This window comes from Alteromonas sp. AO-Serp, from assembly GCF_017849675.1.
Classification (GTDB): Bacteria; Pseudomonadota; Gammaproteobacteria; order Enterobacterales; family Alteromonadaceae; genus Alteromonas; species Alteromonas macleodii.
In genome coordinates, this window is record NZ_JAFLMX010000149.1 from 55,986 (window position 1) to 77,315 (window position 21,330).

21 protein-coding genes are annotated in these 21,330 nt (G+C 44.1%); 12 read left to right on the forward strand and 9 right to left on the reverse strand.

The genetic code is table 11. The annotated features are described in order from the left end of the window. The first annotated feature begins 83 nt into the window (after positions 1 to 83). From greA to QVA83_RS10950, 5 genes are all read left to right on the forward strand, one after another. Positions 84 to 560, forward strand: a complete 477-nt coding sequence (greA, locus tag QVA83_RS10930) for a transcription elongation factor GreA (RefSeq protein WP_014948981.1) — start codon at positions 84 to 86, stop codon at positions 558 to 560. Positions 561 to 1,048: 488 nt separating this feature from the next. Beyond that, a complete protein-coding gene (locus QVA83_RS10935; protein WP_283615565.1) occupies positions 1,049 to 1,819 on the forward strand; it encodes a methyl-accepting chemotaxis protein in 771 nt (256 codons plus the stop codon). 125 nt (positions 1,820 to 1,944) lie between these two features. Further along, the gene (locus QVA83_RS10940) at positions 1,945 to 3,795 is read left to right on the forward strand and encodes a hypothetical protein (RefSeq protein WP_039225620.1); all 1,851 of its coding nucleotides are present in this window, start codon (positions 1,945 to 1,947) and stop codon (positions 3,793 to 3,795) included. A 10-nt stretch (positions 3,796 to 3,805) separates the two neighbouring features. Next, positions 3,806 to 4,345, forward strand: a complete 540-nt coding sequence (locus QVA83_RS10945; RefSeq protein ID WP_014976126.1) for an NUDIX domain-containing protein — start codon at positions 3,806 to 3,808, stop codon at positions 4,343 to 4,345. A gap of 91 nt (positions 4,346 to 4,436) precedes the next feature. Then, a complete protein-coding gene (locus QVA83_RS10950) occupies positions 4,437 to 4,829 on the forward strand; it encodes a DUF3224 domain-containing protein (RefSeq protein ID WP_014976127.1) in 393 nt (130 codons plus the stop codon). 100 nt (positions 4,830 to 4,929) lie between these two features. Here the strand turns inward: QVA83_RS10950 and QVA83_RS10955 are convergent, their stop codons facing one another. Continuing rightward, positions 4,930 to 5,379, reverse strand: a complete 450-nt coding sequence (locus QVA83_RS10955) for an Hsp20 family protein (RefSeq protein ID WP_014976128.1) — start codon at positions 5,377 to 5,379, stop codon at positions 4,930 to 4,932. A gap of 389 nt (positions 5,380 to 5,768) precedes the next feature. Between QVA83_RS10955 and QVA83_RS10960 the strand changes: the two genes are divergently transcribed. Continuing rightward, positions 5,769 to 6,950, forward strand: coding sequence for an acetate kinase (locus QVA83_RS10960; RefSeq protein ID WP_110287883.1), 1,182 nt, complete (start codon positions 5,769 to 5,771; stop codon positions 6,948 to 6,950). A 44-nt stretch (positions 6,951 to 6,994) separates the two neighbouring features. After that, positions 6,995 to 9,136 (forward strand): phosphate acetyltransferase, encoded by a 2,142-nt coding sequence (gene pta / locus QVA83_RS10965; protein ID WP_156078165.1) that lies wholly within the window; start codon positions 6,995 to 6,997, stop codon positions 9,134 to 9,136. A gap of 211 nt (positions 9,137 to 9,347) precedes the next feature. On the opposite strand, the gene QVA83_RS10970 is transcribed toward pta, so the two are convergent. From QVA83_RS10970 to miaB, 6 genes are all read right to left on the reverse strand, one after another. Further along, positions 9,348 to 10,646, reverse strand: coding sequence for a Xaa-Pro dipeptidase (locus QVA83_RS10970; protein ID WP_156078166.1), 1,299 nt, complete (start codon positions 10,644 to 10,646; stop codon positions 9,348 to 9,350). Between the two features lie 118 nt (positions 10,647 to 10,764). Continuing rightward, a complete protein-coding gene (gene lnt / locus QVA83_RS10975) occupies positions 10,765 to 12,270 on the reverse strand; it encodes an apolipoprotein N-acyltransferase (protein WP_156078167.1) in 1,506 nt (501 codons plus the stop codon). 106 nt (positions 12,271 to 12,376) lie between these two features. Continuing rightward, complete coding sequence (corC, locus tag QVA83_RS10980) at positions 12,377 to 13,234, reverse strand: CNNM family magnesium/cobalt transport protein CorC (protein WP_014948991.1); 858 nt, start codon at positions 13,232 to 13,234, stop codon at positions 12,377 to 12,379. A 116-nt stretch (positions 13,235 to 13,350) separates the two neighbouring features. Next, positions 13,351 to 13,827 carry an rRNA maturation RNase YbeY gene (gene ybeY / locus QVA83_RS10985; protein WP_156078168.1) on the reverse strand — a complete coding sequence of 159 codons (477 nt, stop codon included), beginning with the start codon at positions 13,825 to 13,827 and terminating at the stop codon, positions 13,351 to 13,353. After that, positions 13,824 to 14,906, reverse strand: coding sequence for a PhoH family protein (locus QVA83_RS10990; protein ID WP_039216249.1), 1,083 nt, complete (start codon positions 14,904 to 14,906; stop codon positions 13,824 to 13,826). The genes ybeY and QVA83_RS10990 overlap by 4 nt, the downstream gene beginning before the upstream one ends. A 29-nt stretch (positions 14,907 to 14,935) precedes the next feature. Beyond that, positions 14,936 to 16,390 carry a tRNA (N6-isopentenyl adenosine(37)-C2)-methylthiotransferase MiaB gene (gene miaB / locus QVA83_RS10995; protein WP_287498462.1) on the reverse strand — a complete coding sequence of 485 codons (1,455 nt, stop codon included), beginning with the start codon at positions 16,388 to 16,390 and terminating at the stop codon, positions 14,936 to 14,938. A 305-nt stretch (positions 16,391 to 16,695) separates the two neighbouring features. On the opposite strand from miaB, the gene QVA83_RS11000 reads away from it, so the two are divergent. From QVA83_RS11000 to QVA83_RS11010, 3 genes are all read left to right on the forward strand, one after another. Next, on the forward strand, positions 16,696 to 17,895 hold the full coding sequence (locus QVA83_RS11000) for an FAD-dependent monooxygenase (protein ID WP_156078170.1): 1,200 nt from the start codon (positions 16,696 to 16,698) through the stop codon (positions 17,893 to 17,895). After that, positions 17,895 to 18,071: a hypothetical protein gene (locus QVA83_RS11005; RefSeq protein WP_014948996.1), complete on the forward strand. Its 177-nt coding sequence runs from the start codon at positions 17,895 to 17,897 to the stop codon at positions 18,069 to 18,071. Before QVA83_RS11000 ends, QVA83_RS11005 begins: the two co-directional genes overlap by 1 nt. 240 nt (positions 18,072 to 18,311) lie before the next feature. Further along, a complete protein-coding gene (locus QVA83_RS11010) occupies positions 18,312 to 18,635 on the forward strand; it encodes a hypothetical protein (protein WP_231513057.1) in 324 nt (107 codons plus the stop codon). A 77-nt stretch (positions 18,636 to 18,712) separates the two neighbouring features. On the opposite strand, the gene QVA83_RS11015 is transcribed toward QVA83_RS11010, so the two are convergent. Further along, positions 18,713 to 19,303, reverse strand: a complete 591-nt coding sequence (locus QVA83_RS11015) for a TetR/AcrR family transcriptional regulator (protein WP_156078171.1) — start codon at positions 19,301 to 19,303, stop codon at positions 18,713 to 18,715. Positions 19,304 to 19,452: 149 nt separating this feature from the next. Between QVA83_RS11015 and QVA83_RS11020 the strand changes: the two genes are divergently transcribed. Then, complete coding sequence (locus tag QVA83_RS11020; protein ID WP_014948999.1) at positions 19,453 to 20,004, forward strand: carboxymuconolactone decarboxylase family protein; 552 nt, start codon at positions 19,453 to 19,455, stop codon at positions 20,002 to 20,004. A 161-nt stretch (positions 20,005 to 20,165) separates the two neighbouring features. On the opposite strand, the gene QVA83_RS11025 is transcribed toward QVA83_RS11020, so the two are convergent. Beyond that, complete coding sequence (locus tag QVA83_RS11025; RefSeq protein ID WP_014976139.1) at positions 20,166 to 20,348, reverse strand: hypothetical protein; 183 nt, start codon at positions 20,346 to 20,348, stop codon at positions 20,166 to 20,168. Positions 20,349 to 20,595: 247 nt separating this feature from the next. Here QVA83_RS11025 and QVA83_RS11030 point away from each other — a divergent pair, with 247 nt between their 5' ends. Then, entirely contained in the window at positions 20,596 to 20,766 is a 171-nt protein-coding gene (locus tag QVA83_RS11030; RefSeq protein WP_014949001.1) for a hypothetical protein, read from the forward strand. Positions 20,767 to 21,330: the final 564 nt, after the last annotated feature.

Sequence of the window (21,330 nt, forward strand, 5' to 3'; positions counted from 1 at the left end):
ATTACATTTGTGTGAACGAATAAAAAGTGCGCCTTCGCGGCGCACTTTTCTGTTTAAATTACTAGCTAAGTGAGACGGTATTCATGAGTCAGTATCCAATGACAGCGCGCGGCGCTCAAATGCTGCGTGACGAATTAAATGAGCTAAAAACCAAAACACGCCCACGTATTATCGAGTCTATTGCCGAAGCACGTGAACATGGTGACTTAAAAGAAAATGCTGAATATCACGCGGCCCGTGAGCAGCAAAGCTTCTGTGAAGGCCGCATTCAAGATATTGAAGGCAAGCTATCAAATGCACAGATTATCGACGTTACCAAAATGGAAAATACGGGTAAGGTTATTTTCGGTACTACCGTAACCATTCTAAACGTCGATACCGATGAAGAAACCACCTACCGTATTGTTGGTGATGACGAAGCTGATATTAAGAACAACTTGATTTCGGTTAATTCACCTATCGCTCGTGGCCTAATAGGTAAAGAGCTTGATGACATGGTAACGATTCAAACGCCAGCCGGCGCAGTTGAAGTTGAAATCATCGAAGTAGAATATATCTAACTACGCAAGCCAGCAGAGTCCTTCTGCTGGCTATATTTTCCGTCACAAAACTTCTGAATCCGATCATGGATTTGTAATCTGTTAAGCCAAAGCGTTTTTTAATTTTCTTGCCTGTGTATTGTTGTTTATTAAGCATTGATTGAACTCAACGGTTAGCCCTGTTCCTGCTGCGCTCGTACTTTAAGAATAAAATTAAGTGATGACGCTGTCCCGTTAGCTCACTTTTGCGTTTTCCTATCCCAAAATACATGCGATTTTTAGTATAAAAATCCACCGCTTTTACAAAGAGGCCTATACTTAGCTCTGGAACCAGTTGTAGATGTATCGGTTTTATCACCTTTTCATTAATCCGTTGCTTCGAAAGAAGTGATGCATCTCGTACTGTTAACACAACCATCTTAGCTTTACGTGACCTTATTCGGGGGTTAGGCCAGTCGATAAGCACAAGCTCTCGATTATCAAACAATTTAGAAACGGCGTGCGCTGAAATGCTAAGTGACGCTGGGAGTACTCAGCAACTCACCACTAATATTGCATCGGCGGTTGAAGAGGTGGCGGTAACAAGCCGTGAGATTGCCAGTTCTTCGTTGGCAACGCTTAATGCGAGTCAAAGCCTAGATCGTTTAGCTGACCATTCGCTCTTAGCCAACGACAATATACGAAAGAGCATGGTAGTGCTTTCAGATGATATTCGAAATGTTCAATCTAATGCCGCTCAAATGGAAATGAAAGTCAGCGAAATAGGAAATATACTGGAAACTATCAATACCCTTTCCGACCAAACTAATCTTCTCGCACTTAATGCAGCAATTGAAGCTGCTAGAGCAGGGGAGCATGGCCGAGGCTTTGCCGTCGTTGCTGACGAAGTAAGAAAGCTTGCACAAAGTAGCAAGGAATCGTCAGATAAAATATCTACGCTGTTAGTGAGCCTAAAGGACGCCAGCGTAATTGTTGTCGATGATATCAACAAGGGTGTTATATCTATAGAAGCGTCAATGAATACAACTATTGAAGGTCGGCAAACTGCGGAAAAGGTGAAAGAAGCAGCGTGCGAGCTCGAGCTTATGGCGAATAATATGTCGTCTGCGGCCGAGCAACAGTCAGTGACCACGGAAGTGGTAGCTAAAGATGTAGTAGCGGTTGAGGAAGCGGCGCGGCACGAACTTCACATTGCACAACAATTGTCTGAGCTATCTGATGAAATGCAGCGCAACAACCAGTTACTGCAACGCACTATTGCGGGGTTTAACGTAGATTAAGAACGGTTAATAGCCCGAGCTTAAAAAATTGTAGTCTCTGACTGGCGGGGCGCTCTACTTAAAATCATTGCTCAATCTACTTACACTAAGTATGATTTTTCCTTTTGTTTTCGAAAGGATGCATCATGGCTTATGATTTTGGTTCTCAGACGCTAGGGATAAAGAACCCATTTAAGACAGAAGGAGCGCTTAGAACACTGGGTGGTGTCTTAACGCTATTGTTAGCGGTTTACGTTGTTTTCACAGTGCCGGCAATATTTGAAGCCAACAAGGTGAAAGGCTATACCTTGCTAGCGGTTGGTTTTGTTTTAGTGGTATCGGGAATACGCCATACGGCGGTTGGTATCCTTCAACTTATGCGCTTTTTTGTAGGTAGAACGGTTCCCACTTCACTGGCCTACAACTTCTCAAAATCTGAACAAGATGCTGCTCAGGCAGAGCAAAAATCCCTGCTTTATTCAAAAGAGTCACTGCACTCTATGCTTATGGGTAGAAGAAACACTACCTTTGAGGAGCCAAAAGGCTGGCTCGCTCGGCTAGTTCACAGCGTTTTTCCTAAGCTTGTTTTCTTACCTTACCCGCTACGCCATCTTGCCCAAGAAATTTTAGCCATGGGGGCGACACTTATCGTGGGCTTAGTTACGTACGCCATCGTCTATTTTCTAGTAAGTAATGGCTTTGCAGGTGAAGTCGCAAAAATTGTCGTTATGCCTGTTCTTTCTTTGGTATTGCTTATCTATTTTGTTGCCAACTGGACCTCTACGGCAAAGGGCATCCATAACGAAGGAAACTCGCAACTTGCTAAAGCGGGAGGGTTGTCAATTGGTGTAATCATTGGATTAGCACTTGTCGTTCCTCTTGGTGCGGGTGTGTTTCTCGATGGTGTGGTGGGAAGTAATATCAATGAACTTAAAACCTGGTCTGAAGAACACGCTTTTTTTAGCGCTTGGCTGAACTTTGTATACCTTTTCATCAGTATCGGCGTGGTGATAGGTCTCGTATTTCCATTACTTAAAAAGCGCATGGATTTAGTGACACCACAAACTGAAGTCAGCGAATTTCGAGCAAACATGCAAGAGTCTGTTCATCCCAATGAGATTTTTATCAATATAGAAAACATCGTGCTTGCCAACCGTCGTTACAAGGAAGTCCCAAACAGAATATACGCAGACTTTGTTCCTAAGCTTAAAGAGCAGGCTGAAGGGAAGGGTAGTTTCGAAGGGGAATTACTGATAGAAACTCAGCCAACCCTCAGTGAGGGGTTGGCATTACCCAGAGGGGCTAAAGTAGCGCTGAGCGCCATTGCGCAAGTTGCCGTCGTTGTTGCCGCGGTATTGTTTTACTCATCTGGCGTACAGCTTGCTGAGCTACTACATCTGGTTATCAATATCGGTGTAGATAACAGCGCACTGTTGAACAATGCTTTTTCTATGGTCAATAATTTGCTCATGCTGATATTCGCTTGGCTTACTTTCAGAGCGGCAGGAAGTATTTTAAATAACGCGTCTCACATGTTTTGGGGCGAGCTGAACTTTAACTCTTTGCTTATGTACATGAAAACCGAAGGCACGTATACCGAGTCTAGAGTTTCAACAGGTATGGCAATTCACGATTCTACACGGTCTGAAAATGTCGTAGTTAGAAGCAGTATCACACCGTGGATCATTACTAGCCGAATTAACACTTCTATATTCGCCACTAGCGGTATGAACAATCTGGAAGCCCCGCGCTTTGTAATGGGAATGAACAAAAACGACGGAGAATTGAAGGAAATCGTCGACGAAATTAAAGCATTCTTACGCGGTAGAGAGACCATCGCTTCAATCACTAATGAATCAGACTTAGCCAATGCAAGTACCATTCATCAAGTTAATCAACAAACCCGAGCGTTTAATAAAAACCCTGACGATCGCCTAACACTTAAAGAGACGGAAGAAAGTGCAGGTTTTCTTCGAAACGAAAAAGACAGTGAGTGAGGAGTGAGGCATGGCTGATATTAAAACACTAGATACAAAAGTTGTGTACGAAAACAAATGGCTTCGCGTAAGAGAAGACAAAATACAACGCAGCAGTGGAAACGAAGGCATTTACGGCGTGGTGGAAAAGCCTGACTTCGCTATTATTTTGCCGATAGAAGGCGATACGGTTTACATGGTTGAGCAATATCGCTATACCATAAAAGAGCGCCAGCTTGAGTTGCCTCAAGGTGCATGGGAAAGTAACCCTGATGTCGACCCTGTTGAATTGGCGAAAGGTGAACTTAAAGAAGAGACTGGCTTAACTGCAGATTCAATGGAATATGTGGGTTTTCAATATTTAGCATACGGTTTTTGTAATCAGGGTTATCACATTTATGTAGCTAAAGGCCTCACCCAAGGCGCACAAAAACTCGATGTTGAGGAAGAAGACTTGCGCGTTGTTTCACTCTCCTTAAATGAGTTAAAGGAGAAAATAAAACGTGGAGAAATCAAGGACGCAAGCACCTGTAACGCAGTGGGGTTAGCCATGCTTAAGGGGATTATCTAAACACCCTGTTACAATTTGCTGACTGTTTTTTTCTTTCTGAGAAGCTAGGGTTTACAGTTTATAACTAAAAACCATTTATAAAGAGATATTTATGGCGTTCAAAGGAAGTTTTTCCATTACTCAATGGGACGAAGACACACTTAGTGAAAGATCAGAGGGAATTAAGGTATCTCACGCTAGTATTAAGCAGGTGTATTCTGGTGAAATGAGTGGCGAATCTAATGTCGAGTTTTTGATGTCTTATCAATCTCAGATGTCTGCCAAATTTACCGGGTTTGAAACCTTCGTTGGCGTAGTAAACGGTATGCGCGGCACGGTTACTTTTCAGCATGCCGGTAAGTTTGAGAATGGAGTTGCAAGCAGCGAATTTATATCAATTGAAGGGTCTGCTACAGGTGAACTGACGGGAAAAAACCTTCGAGGTAACTTTAAGTCTGGTGAATCGGGTAAAGCTGATTACGCCATTGGAATCGACAACGCGTGAGTAACGGGGAAGCGGCAACGAAAAGCGATTTTTTTAGCCCAAAAAAAACGGCGCCGAAAGGCGCCGCTAAAAGTTGGGAAACAAACCAAGAAACTAACTATTAATTTTCAATTAAACGAGAACCAATCTCTATTTGACGAGGCTTCTTGGCTTCAGGAATGACTCGCTCCATATCGATGTGTAACAGACCGTTTTCCATATCTGCAGCTAGCACTTTTACATGGTCGCCAAGTTGGAATTTACGCTCAAAGTTACGCTCTGAAATGCCCTTGTGTAAGAATTTACGCTCTTTGCTTTCTTTATCGTCCGCTTCCGTTTTCTTCGTGCCCGTAATCGTCAACGTGTTTTCTTCAACCTGAATAGAAACGTCGTCTTTACTAAAGCCGGCAATAGCCATGGTTACACGATACTTGTCATCGCCAAGTAACTCTATGTTATACGGCGGGTAGGTACTTTGCTTCTCAGCACGAGATGCTGCATCAATTAATGACGCTAGGTGATCAGAACCAATGAATGAACGGTAAAGTGGAGATAGATCGATAGTACGCATAGTCATATCCTCAAAATTAAGCAATATGTTAAAAGTTTAAATGCCCCGACTCTGCGGCGGCGGTTTTGTCGACCTGACCTTTCAGCGCCGACAAATCAGATATAGGAATGGTCCAAATACTTTTCAAGAAAGAAAATGCATATTTTTTCCAAAAAACTTGGATTTAGTTTTAAGTGTATGTATTTATTGGTTTTATTTGTTTCTTTTTTTACGGCATGAAATGAATCGCGTGCTTTTCAATAAATATTGAGAAAAAACCTCACATACAATAAGTGTATGCGATGTTTTTTATAAAACATTTAGCAATTGTTTAACCAATCCGGTTGTTTATAAATGCTACAATTTGGTTAAGCAAAATGTCTTACCACTTTTATTTGTAAATTTAAAAAATGAAGAAAGAAGTTATAGTTTTAAATTGCGGCAGTTCGTCCGTAAAGTTCGCGATAATTGACGCTGACACTGGAGAGGCTGGACTGTCTGGTATTGCTGAAGCACTAGGTAATAGTGATGCTAGTTTGTCTTACAAGTTAAACGGCAAAAAAGAAAAACGCGCACTACCTGAAAAAGCTGGCCATACCGAAGCGTTAAGCGCAATTTCAGAAGTTATCGCTAGTACGGGCGTTAAGCCTATCGCAATAGGGCATCGTGTTGTTCATGGTGGTGAAAAGTTTAAGCAGGCTGCACTTGTCGATGATAGCGTACTAAAAGCAATTGAAGATTATGCAAGCATGGCTCCGCTTCATAATATGGCGAACCTAAAGGGGATCGTCACGGCGCAAGAGGCTTACCCTGACCTGCCTCACGTAGTCGTATTTGATACTTCTTTCTTTCAAACCTTACCCCAAAAAGCCTTTATTTATGCTTTACCCATGTCGCTTTATCGCGAGCACGGCATAAGACGCTACGGATTCCATGGAACCAGTCACAAGTTCATACTTGATAGCATGGCAAAAATTCTTGAGAAGCCGGTTTCAGATACCAGCATTATCAGTGCCCACCTAGGCAATGGCTGCAGTGTGTCGGCTATAGAAAAAGGTGTGGCAGTAGACACAAGCCTTGGCTTTATTCCTCTTGAAGGCTTAGTTATGGGCACTCGCTGTGGCGACTTAGATCCGAGTCTACCGGGAACGTTGCAGAAGAAGCTTGGCAAAACCGCAGATGAGATAAGTGATTTACTGAACAAACAGTCTGGATTACTTGGTATCTCAGAGCTGAGTAACGACTGTCGAACCCTTGAAGATGCGGCGCTTGAAGGTCACGAAGGTGCATTATTGGCCATTGAAATTTTTTGCTATCGCTTAGCTAAATACATCGCGGGTTATATGGTAGCCGTGCCCACGTTAGACGCTATTGTATTTACAGGCGGAATAGGGGAGAACTCATCGCTTATTCGTGAGACAACTATGGGGTATTTCGCCCACTTTGGAATTAGCTTAGATGAGCAAAGAAATACCGACGCGCGATTTGGTCAAGGTGGAAAGATTACCGCTGATACCGCATCAAAGGCAGTTTATGTTGTGCCTACAAATGAAGAATGGGTGATAGCCGCAGAAGCTGCAACCTTCGCGTAAATTATATAAGCAACGCCAACGCGTTAGCAAAAGCAGGAGTAACTATGTCTCGCAGAATTATGTTGATCCCCGTAGGCACAAGTGTTGGCCTAACTACGGTCAGCATGGGCCTTGTTCGTGCTATCGAGGAACAAGGCATAAAGCTCAATTTCTTTAAGCCCGTTGCACAGCCACGTAAAGGCGATAACGGCGAAGAGCGCTCTACAGCAATTATTGCGCACCATGCCAGTGTGTCGCCCATCACGCCTTTCGAGCTTGAATACGTAGAGCGAATGATCAGTAACGACAGCACTGATGAGCTCTTAGAGGAGATCATCGAGCGGTTTGAAGAAAGCAGTGTTCAAGAGGCTGTTACTGTTATTGAAGGACTGGTGACAACTCGCCATCATCCTTATGCAGAGCGCCTGAATTTAGAGATTAGTCGGGCACTTGATGCCGACATCGTTTTCGTGGCTGTGCCGGGAAATGAGTCGACCACAGATATCAATCATCGCCTCGAAATCGTTGTAGACACCTATGGCGGTCACAAAAGTCAAAAAGTAGTGGGCTGTATCTTCAATAAGGTTAACGCGCCTTTTGATGAACATGGTCGCTTACGCGCTGATATTGGCGCAATAGAAGCCCCTGAGCACGACGAAGAGCGAACCCAAGCGTTACGTGATTTGCCTATTTTCAAAAAGGGCTTGAGTCTACTTGGCACAATTGACTGGAGCGCTGATTTAGTATCTCCTCGCGCCACCGACGTAGCGAAGCATCTTAACGCTAGCTTGTTAAACGAAGGCGAGCTGGCCGAGCGGCGTTTAAGTAGTGTCACGTTTTGCGCGCGAGAAATTCACAACATGACGCACACCCTAAAGCCGGGGGCGCTACTTGTAATGTCGGGTGATCGCGGCGATGTTTTTGTGTCGTGCTGTTTAGCTGCATTAAACGGCACAAAGCTAGGCGCGCTCTTGCTTACCGGCGGCTATCAGCCCGATGAAAACATTATGGCGTTGTGTAGCCAGGCCATGGAAACGGGTTTACCGGTTATGCTGGTAAATTCCAATACGTGGCAAACAGCACAAGCACTTCACGCTTTTAATCAGGAAGTACCTGTAGATGACAGTAAACGCATTGAAAAGGTGATGGTTCACACGGCGGAAAGTTTAGACGCAAGTTGGGTAAATTCACTTACCCAAAAAGTGTCGCGCCAGAAAAAACTCTCTCCATCAGCGTTTCGTTTTTACCTAACAAACCGTGCAAGGCAGGTAAATAAACGCATTGTGCTTCCTGAAGGAAACGAGCCAAGAACCGTGGTGGCGGCCTCTATTTGTGCCAAACGGGGTCTTGCTCGTCCTGTATTGCTAGGCGATGAAACTGAGATTAGACGGGTAGCAGAACAGCAAGGTGTTGTACTGAGCGAAGGCGTTGAGATTCTCTCGCCGTCGGCCATTAAAAAAGACTATGTTGAGAGCTTAGTGGCGCTACGCGGCCATAAAGGTGTGACGGAAGTGGTTGCCCAAGAGTTGTTAGAAGATAACGTAACTCTGGGCACGATGATGCTTCAGCAAGATGACGTGGATGGATTAGTGTCAGGTGCAGTAAATACAACTGCGAACACTATTCGCCCAGCGCTCCAGTTAATAAAGACCGCTAAAAACGCGTCTTTGGTGTCGTCAGTATTTTTTATGCTGTTGCCTGACCAAGTTTTGGTTTACGGCGACTGTGCAATTAACCCAGATCCCAACGCTCAACAGCTCGCTGATATTGCTATTCAATCTGCGGAATCTGCACAAATGTTTGGCATTGAACCGCGGGTTGCGATGATTAGCTACAGCACTGGTTCGTCAGGTGCAGGAAGCGATGTAGAGAAGGTGAGAGAAGCGACCAAAATTGCGCAAAGCCTTCGCCCTGATTTACTTATTGATGGTCCACTTCAATACGATGCAGCGGCTATCGAAAGCGTGGGCAAGAGCAAGGCACCAAATAGCCCTGTTGCTGGTAAGGCAAACGTGTTTGTTTTTCCTGACCTCAATACCGGAAATACCACTTACAAAGCGGTACAGCGTAGCTTCGATCTAGTGTGTATTGGCCCAATGCTGCAAGGTATGCGAAAGCCCGTTAACGATTTAAGTCGCGGTGCATTGGTTGACGATATTGTATTTACCATAGCACTTACTGCTATTCAGGCGGCAGGTAACGTTTAACAGGGTAGACTACCTATCTGTTGTAAGGTAGTTGCTGCTAACAAAAACGGCGCTACTTCAAATGAAGTTAGCGCCGTTTTTTATTTCTTAGTCTGATGCAGTGTGATGTTTTACTAAGCTATTAACCTTGCGTAGCGACTATCCTCTGCACTGTGCAGCAAGCTGCAATCTATAAACTACAAACTAAAGTTTTTCCTTTAGCGGCCATTCATCACATCGCGTACTGCTTCACAATTTGTCCATCTTTCATAACAAAGCCCACTTTTTCCATAAGGCTCATATCATCTAGTGGGTTGCCGGGCACTGCGACGATATCTGCCAGCTTACCTTTTTCCAAACTTCCAAGGGTAGCTTCTTGTTTCAGTAAGCGGGCAGGGTTAATAGTAGCAGCTTGAATAGCCTGAATGGGGGTCATACCGAACTTCACCATCCGGGCAAACTGCTTAGGATTATCACCGTGAGGGTAAACCCCGGCATCGGAACCAAATACCATATTTACACCAGCTTTAACTGCCTTCTCAAAGTTTTCGCGCTGAGTTTTACCAACAATACGCTCTTTATTCAGGCTTTCTTCTAGAATACCGGCTTTCTCTCCTTCACCCAGAATATATTCAGTTACGTAAATATCCATAGAGAAGTAAGTACCGTTCTTTTTCGCTAAATCTATCGCTTCGTCATCAAGCAAACTTACGTGTTCTACTGAATCTACACCCGCTTTAATGGCTGCTTTAATGCCATTAGTGCCATGAGCATGAGTCGCTACTGTCAAACCACGTAAATGGGCCTCATCAATGAGGGCTTTCATTTCTTCGAATGTGTACTGCTGTGCACCTACCTTTGTGCCTTTAGACAAAACGCCACCTGTAGCGCAGAATTTGATCACGGTAGCGCCGTACTTAATATTTCGACGTACTTTTTTGCGTACTTCCCACGGGCCATCAGCTACACCTTCGCTATAATTGTCATACTCATAGGGCAAAAGATTGCTGTCACAATGGCCGCCAGTTACGCCTAGGCTTGGCCCAGCTACAAACATGCGCGGTCCCACTACGTCGCCCGCGTTGATGGCATCTCTTAACGCAACATCAGCAAAACCAGGTGCACCCACATTACGCACAGTGGTAAAACCTGCATCTAACGTTGCTTTAGCGTGTTTAACGCCAGTAATAGCCGCGCGGGGCAGTGATACTTCTAAACGCTTGTACCCGTGTCGAGTTGCATCACTGGTTAAGTGTACGTGCATATCCATTAACCCAGGCATTAGCGTGGCATTGCCTAAATCAATACGTTTTGCTTCGTTTGGAACTGTCAGGTCTTTAAGGCGACCAGATGCAGTAATTATATTGTCCGTTACAATAACAGCCGCCTGTTTGACGACTTTCCCGTTAGCAACGTCTACCATGCGATCTGCAGTAATTACCGTTGTCTCTGCGAAAACAGCAGTAGAGCAAACAATGGCAGTGATAGAAAAGGTGAGTAGTTTTTTTGAAAAAAGAGAAACCCAGTTCACAAGTATTTCCTTAATTAGCACACATTGAACTTTGCAAAAAAACAAGTTCAACATGTCCTACATCGAGTTAGTATTATTATTGAATGACTATTGTGTTGGTACCTTTAACTTGTACAGATCATCTCTGTCTTCGCCTAAGAAGTAACGCACTAACAAATAGCAAAATAACTATAAACCAAACACCTAGCTCTTGAAGATGGTAATACGGTGTAACCCCTCTGGTTGCGACAACTGGCGCCGAAATATTACCTGCCATGAATTGAGGTAGCCGAGCAGTTATTTCGCCTCTGTGGTCTATAAAAGCCGTAATGCCATTATTTGTCGCTCTAACGACAGGGCGGCCTAACTCAAGGGCGCGCATTTGTGCTATCTGCAAATGCTGAGCAGGCCCATGTGAGTGACCAAACCACGCATCATTGCTCACGGTTATGATCATGTCGGTATTTTCATATACATTTGCCATCACTTGATGAGGAAACGCAATTTCAAAACAGATAGCGGGGGCTAGGTGAATGCCGTTAGCTTCAAGGTTTGCCTGTTGATAGTCACCTCGAGAGAATGATGACATAGGTAAATCGAACAGGGGAGCGAGCGGGCGAAGCCAGTCTTCAAAAGGTACGAACTCGCCTACGGGCAATAGATGATGTTTCGAAAATCGGTTGTTGTGGAAATATTGATAGTCGGGATAAGCGGCATCTGGCGTACGTTTACCTAACACAATTAGGTTGTTCCACGCTTCATCAGTTTCCCAGTTGTAATTAACAATACCCGTAATAAGTGCCGTGTTCTCTTGAAAGGCTCTTTCGTTAACTTTAGCAAGATAAGGTTGGGCTAATGGCTCAAGCTTTGGAACCGCGGCTTCAGGCCAAATGATGAGGTCGTTATCCCATAAGCTTTCAGTTAATTTCCAATAGGTGTCCATGGTTGGACCATCTTGCTCTGGCACCCATCGCAGACTTTGCGCGATGTTGCCTTGAGCCATGCCTACTGAGTAGGTTTTTTGGGAGGTAACCCAAGTATGTTGTTTAAGAAGGTAGCCACTGGTAAATAAGCACAGCGCCACTAGCATTGCGTTGGCGAAAGTTCGCTTATTGTGTATCAACGCAAATAGCGTAGCACTGATAACGATAAGCGCGCTTATTCCCGTTTCTCCGATGATTGGCGCAAAGCCTGAAAGAGGGCTCTCTAATTGACTATACCCTAAAGATAACCATGGAAAGCCGGTTAGCATCCAGCTTCGTAACCACTCAGCCGCAACCCAGAAAAGAGGTAACGCCATTGGCCACAAGTGGGGAGAGAAGTACTTGGCGGTTAACTTGGTGGCAAGCGCAGGATAAAGCGATAAGTAGCCACATAGCAACGCCATAATGCCAATAGATGCCGCAATGGGAAGCCCGCCAAAGTCGGCAATACTCACATGAACCCAGCTTATACCCGCTCCAAACCATCCCGCACCGAACAGCCATCCGGCTAAAAATGGGCGATGTTTGAGCTTTATCACCTGACGTATAGCAAGTGCAAGCGCAGGAATAGTTAAAAGCCACATGTTAAAGGGAGCAAAAGCAAGGGTTAAGCTTGCACCACTTAGTAAAAGAAGAAGGTGGGGAGTAAACCGTTTCAGCATAGGAGTCATCTGATCGTGGTTAATAGAGTTGTTACGTCAACATAGGGTGAGCACGCATAAAATCATGCTGCCCTATGCTGAAACAGGCGTAGTTTGCGTTACTTCACTATTCGAGCGAAGGCACTGAAACCTTAAGTTGGATAAGTCGGCGCTTATCAGAGTTAGTCACTTTAAATTGAATGTCGCCAATGGTGATTTCGTCATTGGTTTCAGGCATATGACCAAACGCTTTCAGCACAATACCGCCAATAGTGTCGGCTTCTTCTTCGCTAAACTTGGTTTCAAAAAACTCGTTAAAATCGTCAACCGGCGTTAAGGCTTTAACAGAGTATGTTGATTTATTTAACGGGCGAATATCATCGGTACCATCTTCTTCCGTATCGTATTCGTCTTCAATTTCACCCACGATAATTTCAAGGATATCTTCAATCGTGACCAAACCAGACACACCGCCATATTCGTCTACAACAATGGCCATGTGGTAGCGTTGCTGACGGAACTCTTTAAGCAGAACGTCCACGCGTTTACTTTCTGGGACAATAACCGCAGGGCGCAGAATATCGCGAAGGTTGAATTCTTTTTCCGCGTTAAATGCAAAAGCTAAAAGATCTTTTGCTAACAGAATACCTTCGATGTGGTCTTTATCTTCGCTGATAACGGGGAAACGGGAGTGAGCAGATTCAAGCATTACAGGTAAAAACTCTTCTACCTTTTGCTCTACATCGATGGTTGTCATTTGAGCGCGAGGGATCATGATATCCCTTACTCGCATTTCATTTACCCCAATAACCCCTTCAATCATTTCGCGGGTTTGTGGGTCTATGATTTCGTTCTGTTCAGCATCAGTAATAACCGATACTAACTCTTCTTTACTTCTCGGCTCGCCAGAAATTGAATTTTTTAGTTTATCTAACCAACTCTTGCCTGATGAGCCGTTGGTAGAGTGAGGATTATCGTCGCTCATAATGTCCGTTTAATTGTTAGTTCAACGCCAACGTTAAAATGGTTCTCGCTGGTCGTCAATGTTTTATTGTTATTAAGTGTTAAAGTACTTAACTAACAATGGTTTATATTGAATTGTTAATCAATATATTCGTAAGGATTAGCAATGCCAAGGTGCGCAAGAATATCAATTTCCTTGCTTTCCATTTCCTCAGCTTCCGCATCATCAATATGGTCGTAACCCATTAAATGCAATAGCCCGTGAACAGTCATGTGCGCGTAGTGGTTGCTTACGTCTTTATGCTGTTCTTCGGCTTCTCGACTAATAACGGGGGCACAAATAACCAGGTCGCCTAAAAGGTTTATTTCTATACCTGGAGGCGCTTCAAACGGAAAAGATAAAACATTTGTGGGTTTATCTTTTCCTCGGTATTCATGGTTAAGGCTTTGACTTTCGCCTTCGTCAGTAAAGCGAATGGTCACTTCTTGCTCAGCTAACCCTTCGTACTTGAGCACGGCGTTAGCCCAAAGCTCAAGTTCCGAAGTTGAGGGAATGGCCGACAAAATGGCCTCGTCACCTTCAAACGCTTGCTGTACATCAATAATGGCACTCACGATGCGTTGTCGTCTTTCGTTTGCGTGGCATTATCGTCTTGAGAAGCCTGTTCACGTTGAAGTCGCAACGCTTCTTCTTTACGTGCTTTGCGAAGACGCTCTTGTTCAGCATCGTGCACTTCATAGGCTCTTACGATGCGCGCAACCACAGGGTGACGAACCACGTCTTCAGCGTTAAAGAAGTTGAAAGAAATGTCATCCACTTCACTCAACACTTCAATAGCATGACGAAGACCTGATTTTGCACCGCGAGGTAAGTCTACCTGCGTGATGTCACCGGTGATCACCGCTTTTGAATTGAAGCCAATACGGGTTAAGAACATTTTCATTTGCTCTACCGTGGTGTTTTGACTTTCATCCAGGATAATAAAGGCATCGTTCAGCGTTCGACCGCGCATATAGGCCAGCGGTGCAACTTCAATGACGTTGCGTTCCATAAGCTTTTCTACTTTCTCGAAGCCCAACATTTCAAATAGGGCGTCGTAAAGCGGACGAAGGTACGGGTCAACTTTTTGTGAAAGGTCGCCGGGCAAGAAACCGAGCTTTTCGCCCGCTTCTACCGCCGGGCGGGTAAGCAAGATGCGGCGAATTTCTTGTCGCTCAAGCGCGTCCACAGCAGCAGCGACGGCTAGGTAGGTTTTACCCGTACCGGCAGGTCCAATACCAAAAGTAATATCGTGGTTTACAATGTTCGCCACATATTGCGCTTGGTTAGGGTTACGCGGCTTAATCACACCGCGCTTGGTCTTAATATTCACTTCTTTGCCATAGCCGCCTGTTGCGTCTTTTTCAATAACGCGGGCTTCTTGAATGGCAAGATGAACTTGTTCTGCTTCTAGCTCGGGAATACGGCCCTTAATAGGCTGAGTTTCTATATAAAGAAGCTTAAGTAATTCGCTGGCACTTTTTATTTGCTGCGGTTCACCCAACACCTTGAATGCGTTATTTCGGTAGGTAATTTCTACCCCTAACCTGCGCTCAATTTGTTTAATGTTGTCATCAAAGGGGCCACATAAACTCGACAAACGTTTGCTATCTGCCGGTTCTAATTCAAATTCGTTACTAACCAATGTACTCAAGCTACTTTTTTCCTCGCTATAAAATGTATTTAGGCTGGGTTAAATTGACCCACGCCAAGCTCGTCGGGCAAATCTGCCTGATGCTTTGCCATGATAGATTGGGGCGAAACGGCAACACGCAAGCCCATTTCGCTCTCTCTGCGCACAACTTCACCACGTAATGAGTTAGTGAATACGTCAGTGATGTTTACATCAACGAATTCGCCAATCATGTCTGGTGTGCCTTCGAAGTTCACTACACGGTTATTTTCAGTACGTCCCGAAAGCTCCATTGGGTTTTTCTTTGACGGACCTTCAACCAATATTCGTTGCTCTGTACCAACCATGTGACGAGCAATACGAAGAGCCTGTTGCGTAATACGCTGCTGTAGTAGGTGAAGACGTTGCTGTAGTAGGTGAAGACGTTGCTTCTTAGTTTCTTCACTTACGTCATCTACTGCGTCGGCAGCAGGCGTACCCGGGCGAGCACTGTAAATAAAGCTGAAGCTAAGGTCGTAATCGACTGCCTGAATCAAATCCATGGTGGCTTCAAAGTCGGCATCTGTTTCACCTGGGAAACCAATAATGAAGTCACTCGACAAACTAATGTTCGGGCGAATTTTCTTCAGCTTACGCATTTTAGACTTGTATTCGATTGCTGTATGGCCACGCTTCATCAAGTTCAATATACGGTCAGAGCCGCTTTGAACAGGCAAGTGTAGGTGGTCTACTAACTCCGGAATAGACGCGTATGCTTCTATAATGTCATCAGTAAATTCAACCGGGTGTGAGGTGGTGTAACGAATTCTGTCGATACCGTCTATGGCCGCTACTAATTCAAGCAGCTCAGAGAAACGACAAATTGTACCGTCGTAATTTTCACCGCGATACGCGTTAACGTTTTGACCTAGAAGATTTACTTCACGCACGCCTTGACCTGCAAGTTGAGCGATTTCAAGCAACACGTCGTCAACAGGGCGGCTTACTTCTTCACCACGGGTGTAAGGCACTACGCAGAATGTGCAGTATTTTGAACAGCCTTCCATAATTGAAACGAACGCCGTTGGACCTTCAGCACGTGGCTCAGGAAGGCGGTCAAATTTTTCAATTTCTGGGAAGCTCACGTCAATAACTGACTTTGCGCCGCCCTGAAGTTCGTTGATCATTTCAGGCAAACGATGCAGTGTTTGTGGACCGAATACTAAGTCTACGAACGGCGCACGCTGACGAATGGTATCGCCTTCTTGAGAGGCTACACAGCCGCCCACACCGATAATAAGTTCAGGTTTATCTTGCTTAAGTGTTTTCCAACGGCCCAACTGGTGAAACACTTTTTCCTGTGCTTTTTCACGAATAGAGCACGTGTTAAGCAAGATAACATCGGCTTCTTCAGCACTTTCAGCAGCGCTGTAGCCATGTGTTGAGTCTAGTAAGTCTGCCATTTTCTCCGAGTCATACTCGTTCATTTGGCAGCCCCAGGTTTTGATATACAGCTTTTTAGTCATAACAACTATTCGATAACCTGTTAGTGTTCCTGTAAGTGAAAGCAGTTTCACCCTTTTCTAGCAAAGGTGTCTGCCAGAATGTTGTTTTACGAGCAGCGCTTAAATCGCCACGCAAAAAACAGTGATAGAGTCAGTTACAGGAAGATGTTCAAAATAGCCGCATATTTTACCTGTTATGCAAGCATATTCCCAGTATCTTGAGACGATTCGTTAAGAATTGATCTGGGGCAAGCCGGTTCTACGTTTTACTTCACACCGCTTTGTGTTTTAAGACATAATGCAACTGCGTGTTTTAAGGAGAATTAATGGTCGATTTTTGTATAAATGGCGGCGGTATGGTCGGCGCTGCGCTAGCGTTGGGGCTTGCTCAACAGCAGTTTAAAGTAGCAGTGATAGAGCCGTATCTACCGGTACCTTTTAACCCCGAGGATGGGCCTGACTTAAGGGTTTCCGCTATCAGCGAAGCATCGGTTACGCTTTTAAAAGCCCTTGGCGCTTGGGACCACATAGCCGCTATGCGCGTAAAACCTTACACTGGCCTTAGCGTGTGGGACGACCCTGCCCATCGAACAGACTTTACCGCACATAGTATTGACATGCCCCAACTAGGCTTTTTTGTGGAAAACCGATTGTTGCAGCTAGGATGCCACCACGTATTAAAGAAGTTTGACAATGTTGAGCTCATTACCGGACAAACGGTGCAAGATATTCAATTAACGAATACGGCTAAGGTCAGCCTTTCGAATGGCAGAACCATTGAAGCGAGCTGGCTTGTTGGCGCAGATGGCGCAAACTCTCAGGTGAGAAAGGCGGCGGGCATTGGCACTACAGGTTGGCAATATGCGCAGCAGGCGATGGGGATCACTATAAAGATGGAGAACGCCGTTGAACCTGTAACCTGGCAGCAGTTTACATCGAGCGGCCCTAAAGCCTTTTTACCTATGTTTGATAACTTCGCTTCGCTAGTTTGGTACGACTCGCCTGACGAACTCAAACGGATTAAAAGTTTAAAAGCGAACCAACTTGAAAGTGAAATTCTGAAAACGTTTCCAGATGAATTGACCAGAAATGGCAATAGCTTTTCAGTTATTGATAAAGCGATTTTTCCACTCACGCGTGCTCATGCCAATCACTATGTGAAAGGCTGTTGTGCGTTAGTTGGTGATGCAGCACACACTATTAATCCGCTTGCCGGACAGGGTGTTAATTTAGGTTTTAAAGATGTAGAAACCTTTCTTTCTGTGTGTGCTGAATTCAAGCCATTCGGTAGCGACAACGCATTGTCGCTAACCGATAAAGTATTTTCTCAAAGGCTTATCAGCAATTATGAAAAGCCACGAAAGCGAGATAATTTGGTGATGATGACGGCAATGGATGGGTTTTATACCTTGTTTAGCAATGACGTTGCCCCCATAAAATGGATAAGAAACCAGCTTCTTTCTGTGGCGCAGCGCATAGAGCCTGCTAAACAAGAAGTGCTCAAATATGCGATAGGGTTACGATAATGGAAGTGTTAATTTTACTGGCGGTGTTATTTGGTGCGCTAGCATTGATTATACCGCTAATAGAACGCTCTAAAATGCGAATCAGTAATGAGGATGCTGCGAAATGGGCAAAGTGGATTTGGCCCTTAATGGGGATTTTGCTTATCGCCCAGTTGTTGCGGTTACTGTTCTCTTAGCTGCTGCTTAGGTTTAAAAAGTCACAAAATCTAGCCACTTGCCGAACTCAAATCAATTCACTTTTTCAAAGGTTCAAAGGAATGACCGTACAATTTTCGCAAGGGTTCTCCAATCAATGTCCGTGGGTTAATCTAAAAGGCTATAGCCTTTATTATATTTGGTAAGGGCATCCAGCAGACGTAGGCGAAAAACACTTTTATCAGTTGAAGAGTAAACCTGACCCTGAAAAGGTTGAGGTGATGTCTGCCTGCTGGGATGGCTATGCAGGCAGTTACCAGTTAAGTGCTGAAGGAAGCCTTATTCTCACTCGGTTTCATTACTTCCTCCCCAACGGGTTAGGGGAGTCCGATGCCTTACTTGAGGAGTTACACGGCGACTTTTACTTAGAATTTAGAACCCACTTTGAAGGCGATCAGCTATATGTACCGTTTGCTGATGGTAGAGTGACTGTTGACCAGGAACAGTGGGTTGAGGTAAAGCGAGCCTACGTTAATGTGAAAACGGACAAAAATGGTTTTTCCACTTGGTTTAAACGGTTCATTCCGGACCGCTTGTTTAAGTAAATCAGGGCTCATCCAACTGGTTTCACGGCAATTTTCATGAAATGCACTGCGTCAGTTTTTGTAAGCCTTCATCTACATTAATGTGTTTGTTGTGGCCATTGTCCTTTCAAATCGATAATGACTTTGTCTATCATCTTAATAGTTGTTTGATTATCGTCTTGCAGTAAGGCAAACGCTCGTAAGCCAACGAACTGATTTTGAAGCCACTCTGCGGCTGTTGACGTTGGCGTATGTTCAGGCAGCTCACCTTTTTCGATACAGGCTTCAATAATATTTCTAAAACCAGCCTTGAGGGTTTGCATGCTCTCAAGTACAGCTTTTTTGGCAATATCGCCAATGAGTTCTAATTCTGCAATAGACTTAACCAGCAAGCACTGGCGCATGTAGCGTTGCTCGTCGGGGCCAGTTAATGCTGTTTCAAAAAAATGGTAAAGAGCATCTAAAGGCGATCGAGCTTCTGTGACTTGCTTTAAACGCTTTGCACTGTTGTCAGCATAATGCTCAACAACAAGTTTGAATAAGCCTTCTTTGCTTTGAAAGCGCGCATAAATACTACCCGGACGCATATCCAATGCCTGCTGAATATCACGCATGCCAGCCGCCTGAAAGCCTCGTTGCCAAAAAAGCGTAGTGGCTTTTTCTATAATCTCATCGTGGTCATATTTCATCGCTGCATACCTTATACGTGAATATTTTGAACATATGTTCAATTATCGCTTGAACGATCGTTCAAGTAAACCTATTATTATTGGCATACGAGTTGTGAGTAGCGCAAAGCGTTGCTTGCAGTTTTTGATCACATCAATAGGAGAGTGACATGAGCGATTTTACTTTACACACGAAAGAGAGTGCGCCAGAAGCAGCGAAGCCTTTACTTGATAATTCGCAAGCAGCATTTGGAATGATTCCAAATCTACATGCAGTAATGGCAGAAGCGCCGACTTTGCTTGAAGGCTATCAAGTGCTGCATAAACTAGCGCAAGAAACATCGTTCAATGCAGAAGAGTTAACGGTGGTTTGGCAGGCAGTGAATGTAGAGCACGCGTGTCATTACTGCGTTCCAGCGCATACGGGTATTGCTAAGAGTATGAAAGTGCGCGATGACCTAATTGAAGAGTTGCGAAACGATGAAACACTGTCTGACAGCAAATTGAATACGCTTAAAGAAACTGTGCTGGCTGTAACTCGCGGGCGAGGTAATGTTGATAATGCGCAGCTTGACGCATTTTACAGCGCTGGATACAAGCATCAGCAATTGTTAGAAATCATACTTATATTGGCGCAAAAAGTGATGAGTAATTATACCAATCATTTGGCCGATACGCCTGTAGACGAACCTTTCAAAAAATTTGATTGGTCGCCTAAATAATCATTTGATAGCGCTTTTAAAACGGAAGCAAGGCTTCCGTTTTTTGTTTCTGGCTTAAACGCTTGCGAGCAATCTCGCAAAAACTGAATAGCAGTAGGCTACACAGTGTGTAGATAAAAAGCGCAAACAGCATTTTTCTTTTCCTATTCAAAATACGACTATTAAGACGCTAAGGGCAGCTGCGGGCTTAATTCTTCTACGGTTTCCATTGCAACTAACTCTTCGTATCCCTTTTGCTGCAACAGTGTTTTCAAATCGTCGCAATTACTGCATTTATTTTGTTTAGCGATAGCCACTGCTTCGATGAAACACGATAGGTGAGTTATAGATTGTGTTTGTGTCATGGTCTACTTCACTTTTGATTTTACGTAAGTTCGTTATTTCCATTTTTATTGGAATTACTTTGGCTTAGCCTGAAGTCACTAATGTGACGCTAGCATTACGCTTTTATGAAAAATAAGGGTGAAAAGTTCAAAATACCTTGAAATGTATATACATAGGCTATACATTTTATATTCGAATAATGTGGTAGTACTTGCAGATTCTCATTGAACGACATACTGCACGTATTGATATTTGCAAGGATTTAAGGTGTCTGAAAAAAACAATAAAAAGAAGAAAAAGAATAGTCAGATGATTATTCGAATCAACGACGAAGAGCGTGCCCAGTTTATCGCGTTATGCGAAGACCTAGACACTTCTGCTGCTCGTGAAGTTAGACACTTTATTCGAGAATTTATTGCCAAACACGGCGATCAATAGCGGCTTTGCTAAACGTTATGTGAGTGAAGCGAACACTACAAATAAAGATAAGGATTTACATCATGGCTAAGAAAAAAGAGTTAAAAAAAGCGATTAAAGCAACTAAGGCGAAAATTTCTAAGCAAGAAGGAAAGCTGAAAAAGCTTAAGAAGAAGCTTAAAAAAGCATAAGCGCCTATTTGGCACTCATTAGTGCAAATTTAGTATGAAAAGCGCTCTGAACGGGGCGCTTTTTCGGTTTCACGTACTCTAGTCCAAATTACCTTTTGTGAAGGTGGCACCTTCCTACCGCCTCTTACCACCAGTGCAATAGATGATTCCGTCGCTTCATCTTCAAAATTCCGCCTGTCGTCGATATTAAGGATTTATTACAACTTTAGTATTGTGCGAGCGAATCTTTTTGTGATTTACTCAGCCTTCAAGCACCGCGTGCTTTTCATCTCTAATAATAATAAGTCTGATCAGACAACCTGGCGTTTAGCAGTACCCCAACAACAGAAAGAAGATATTGTATTTCAACGCGTTTTTGATTCACGAAATACAAAACTACACACTTCGAAAAGTA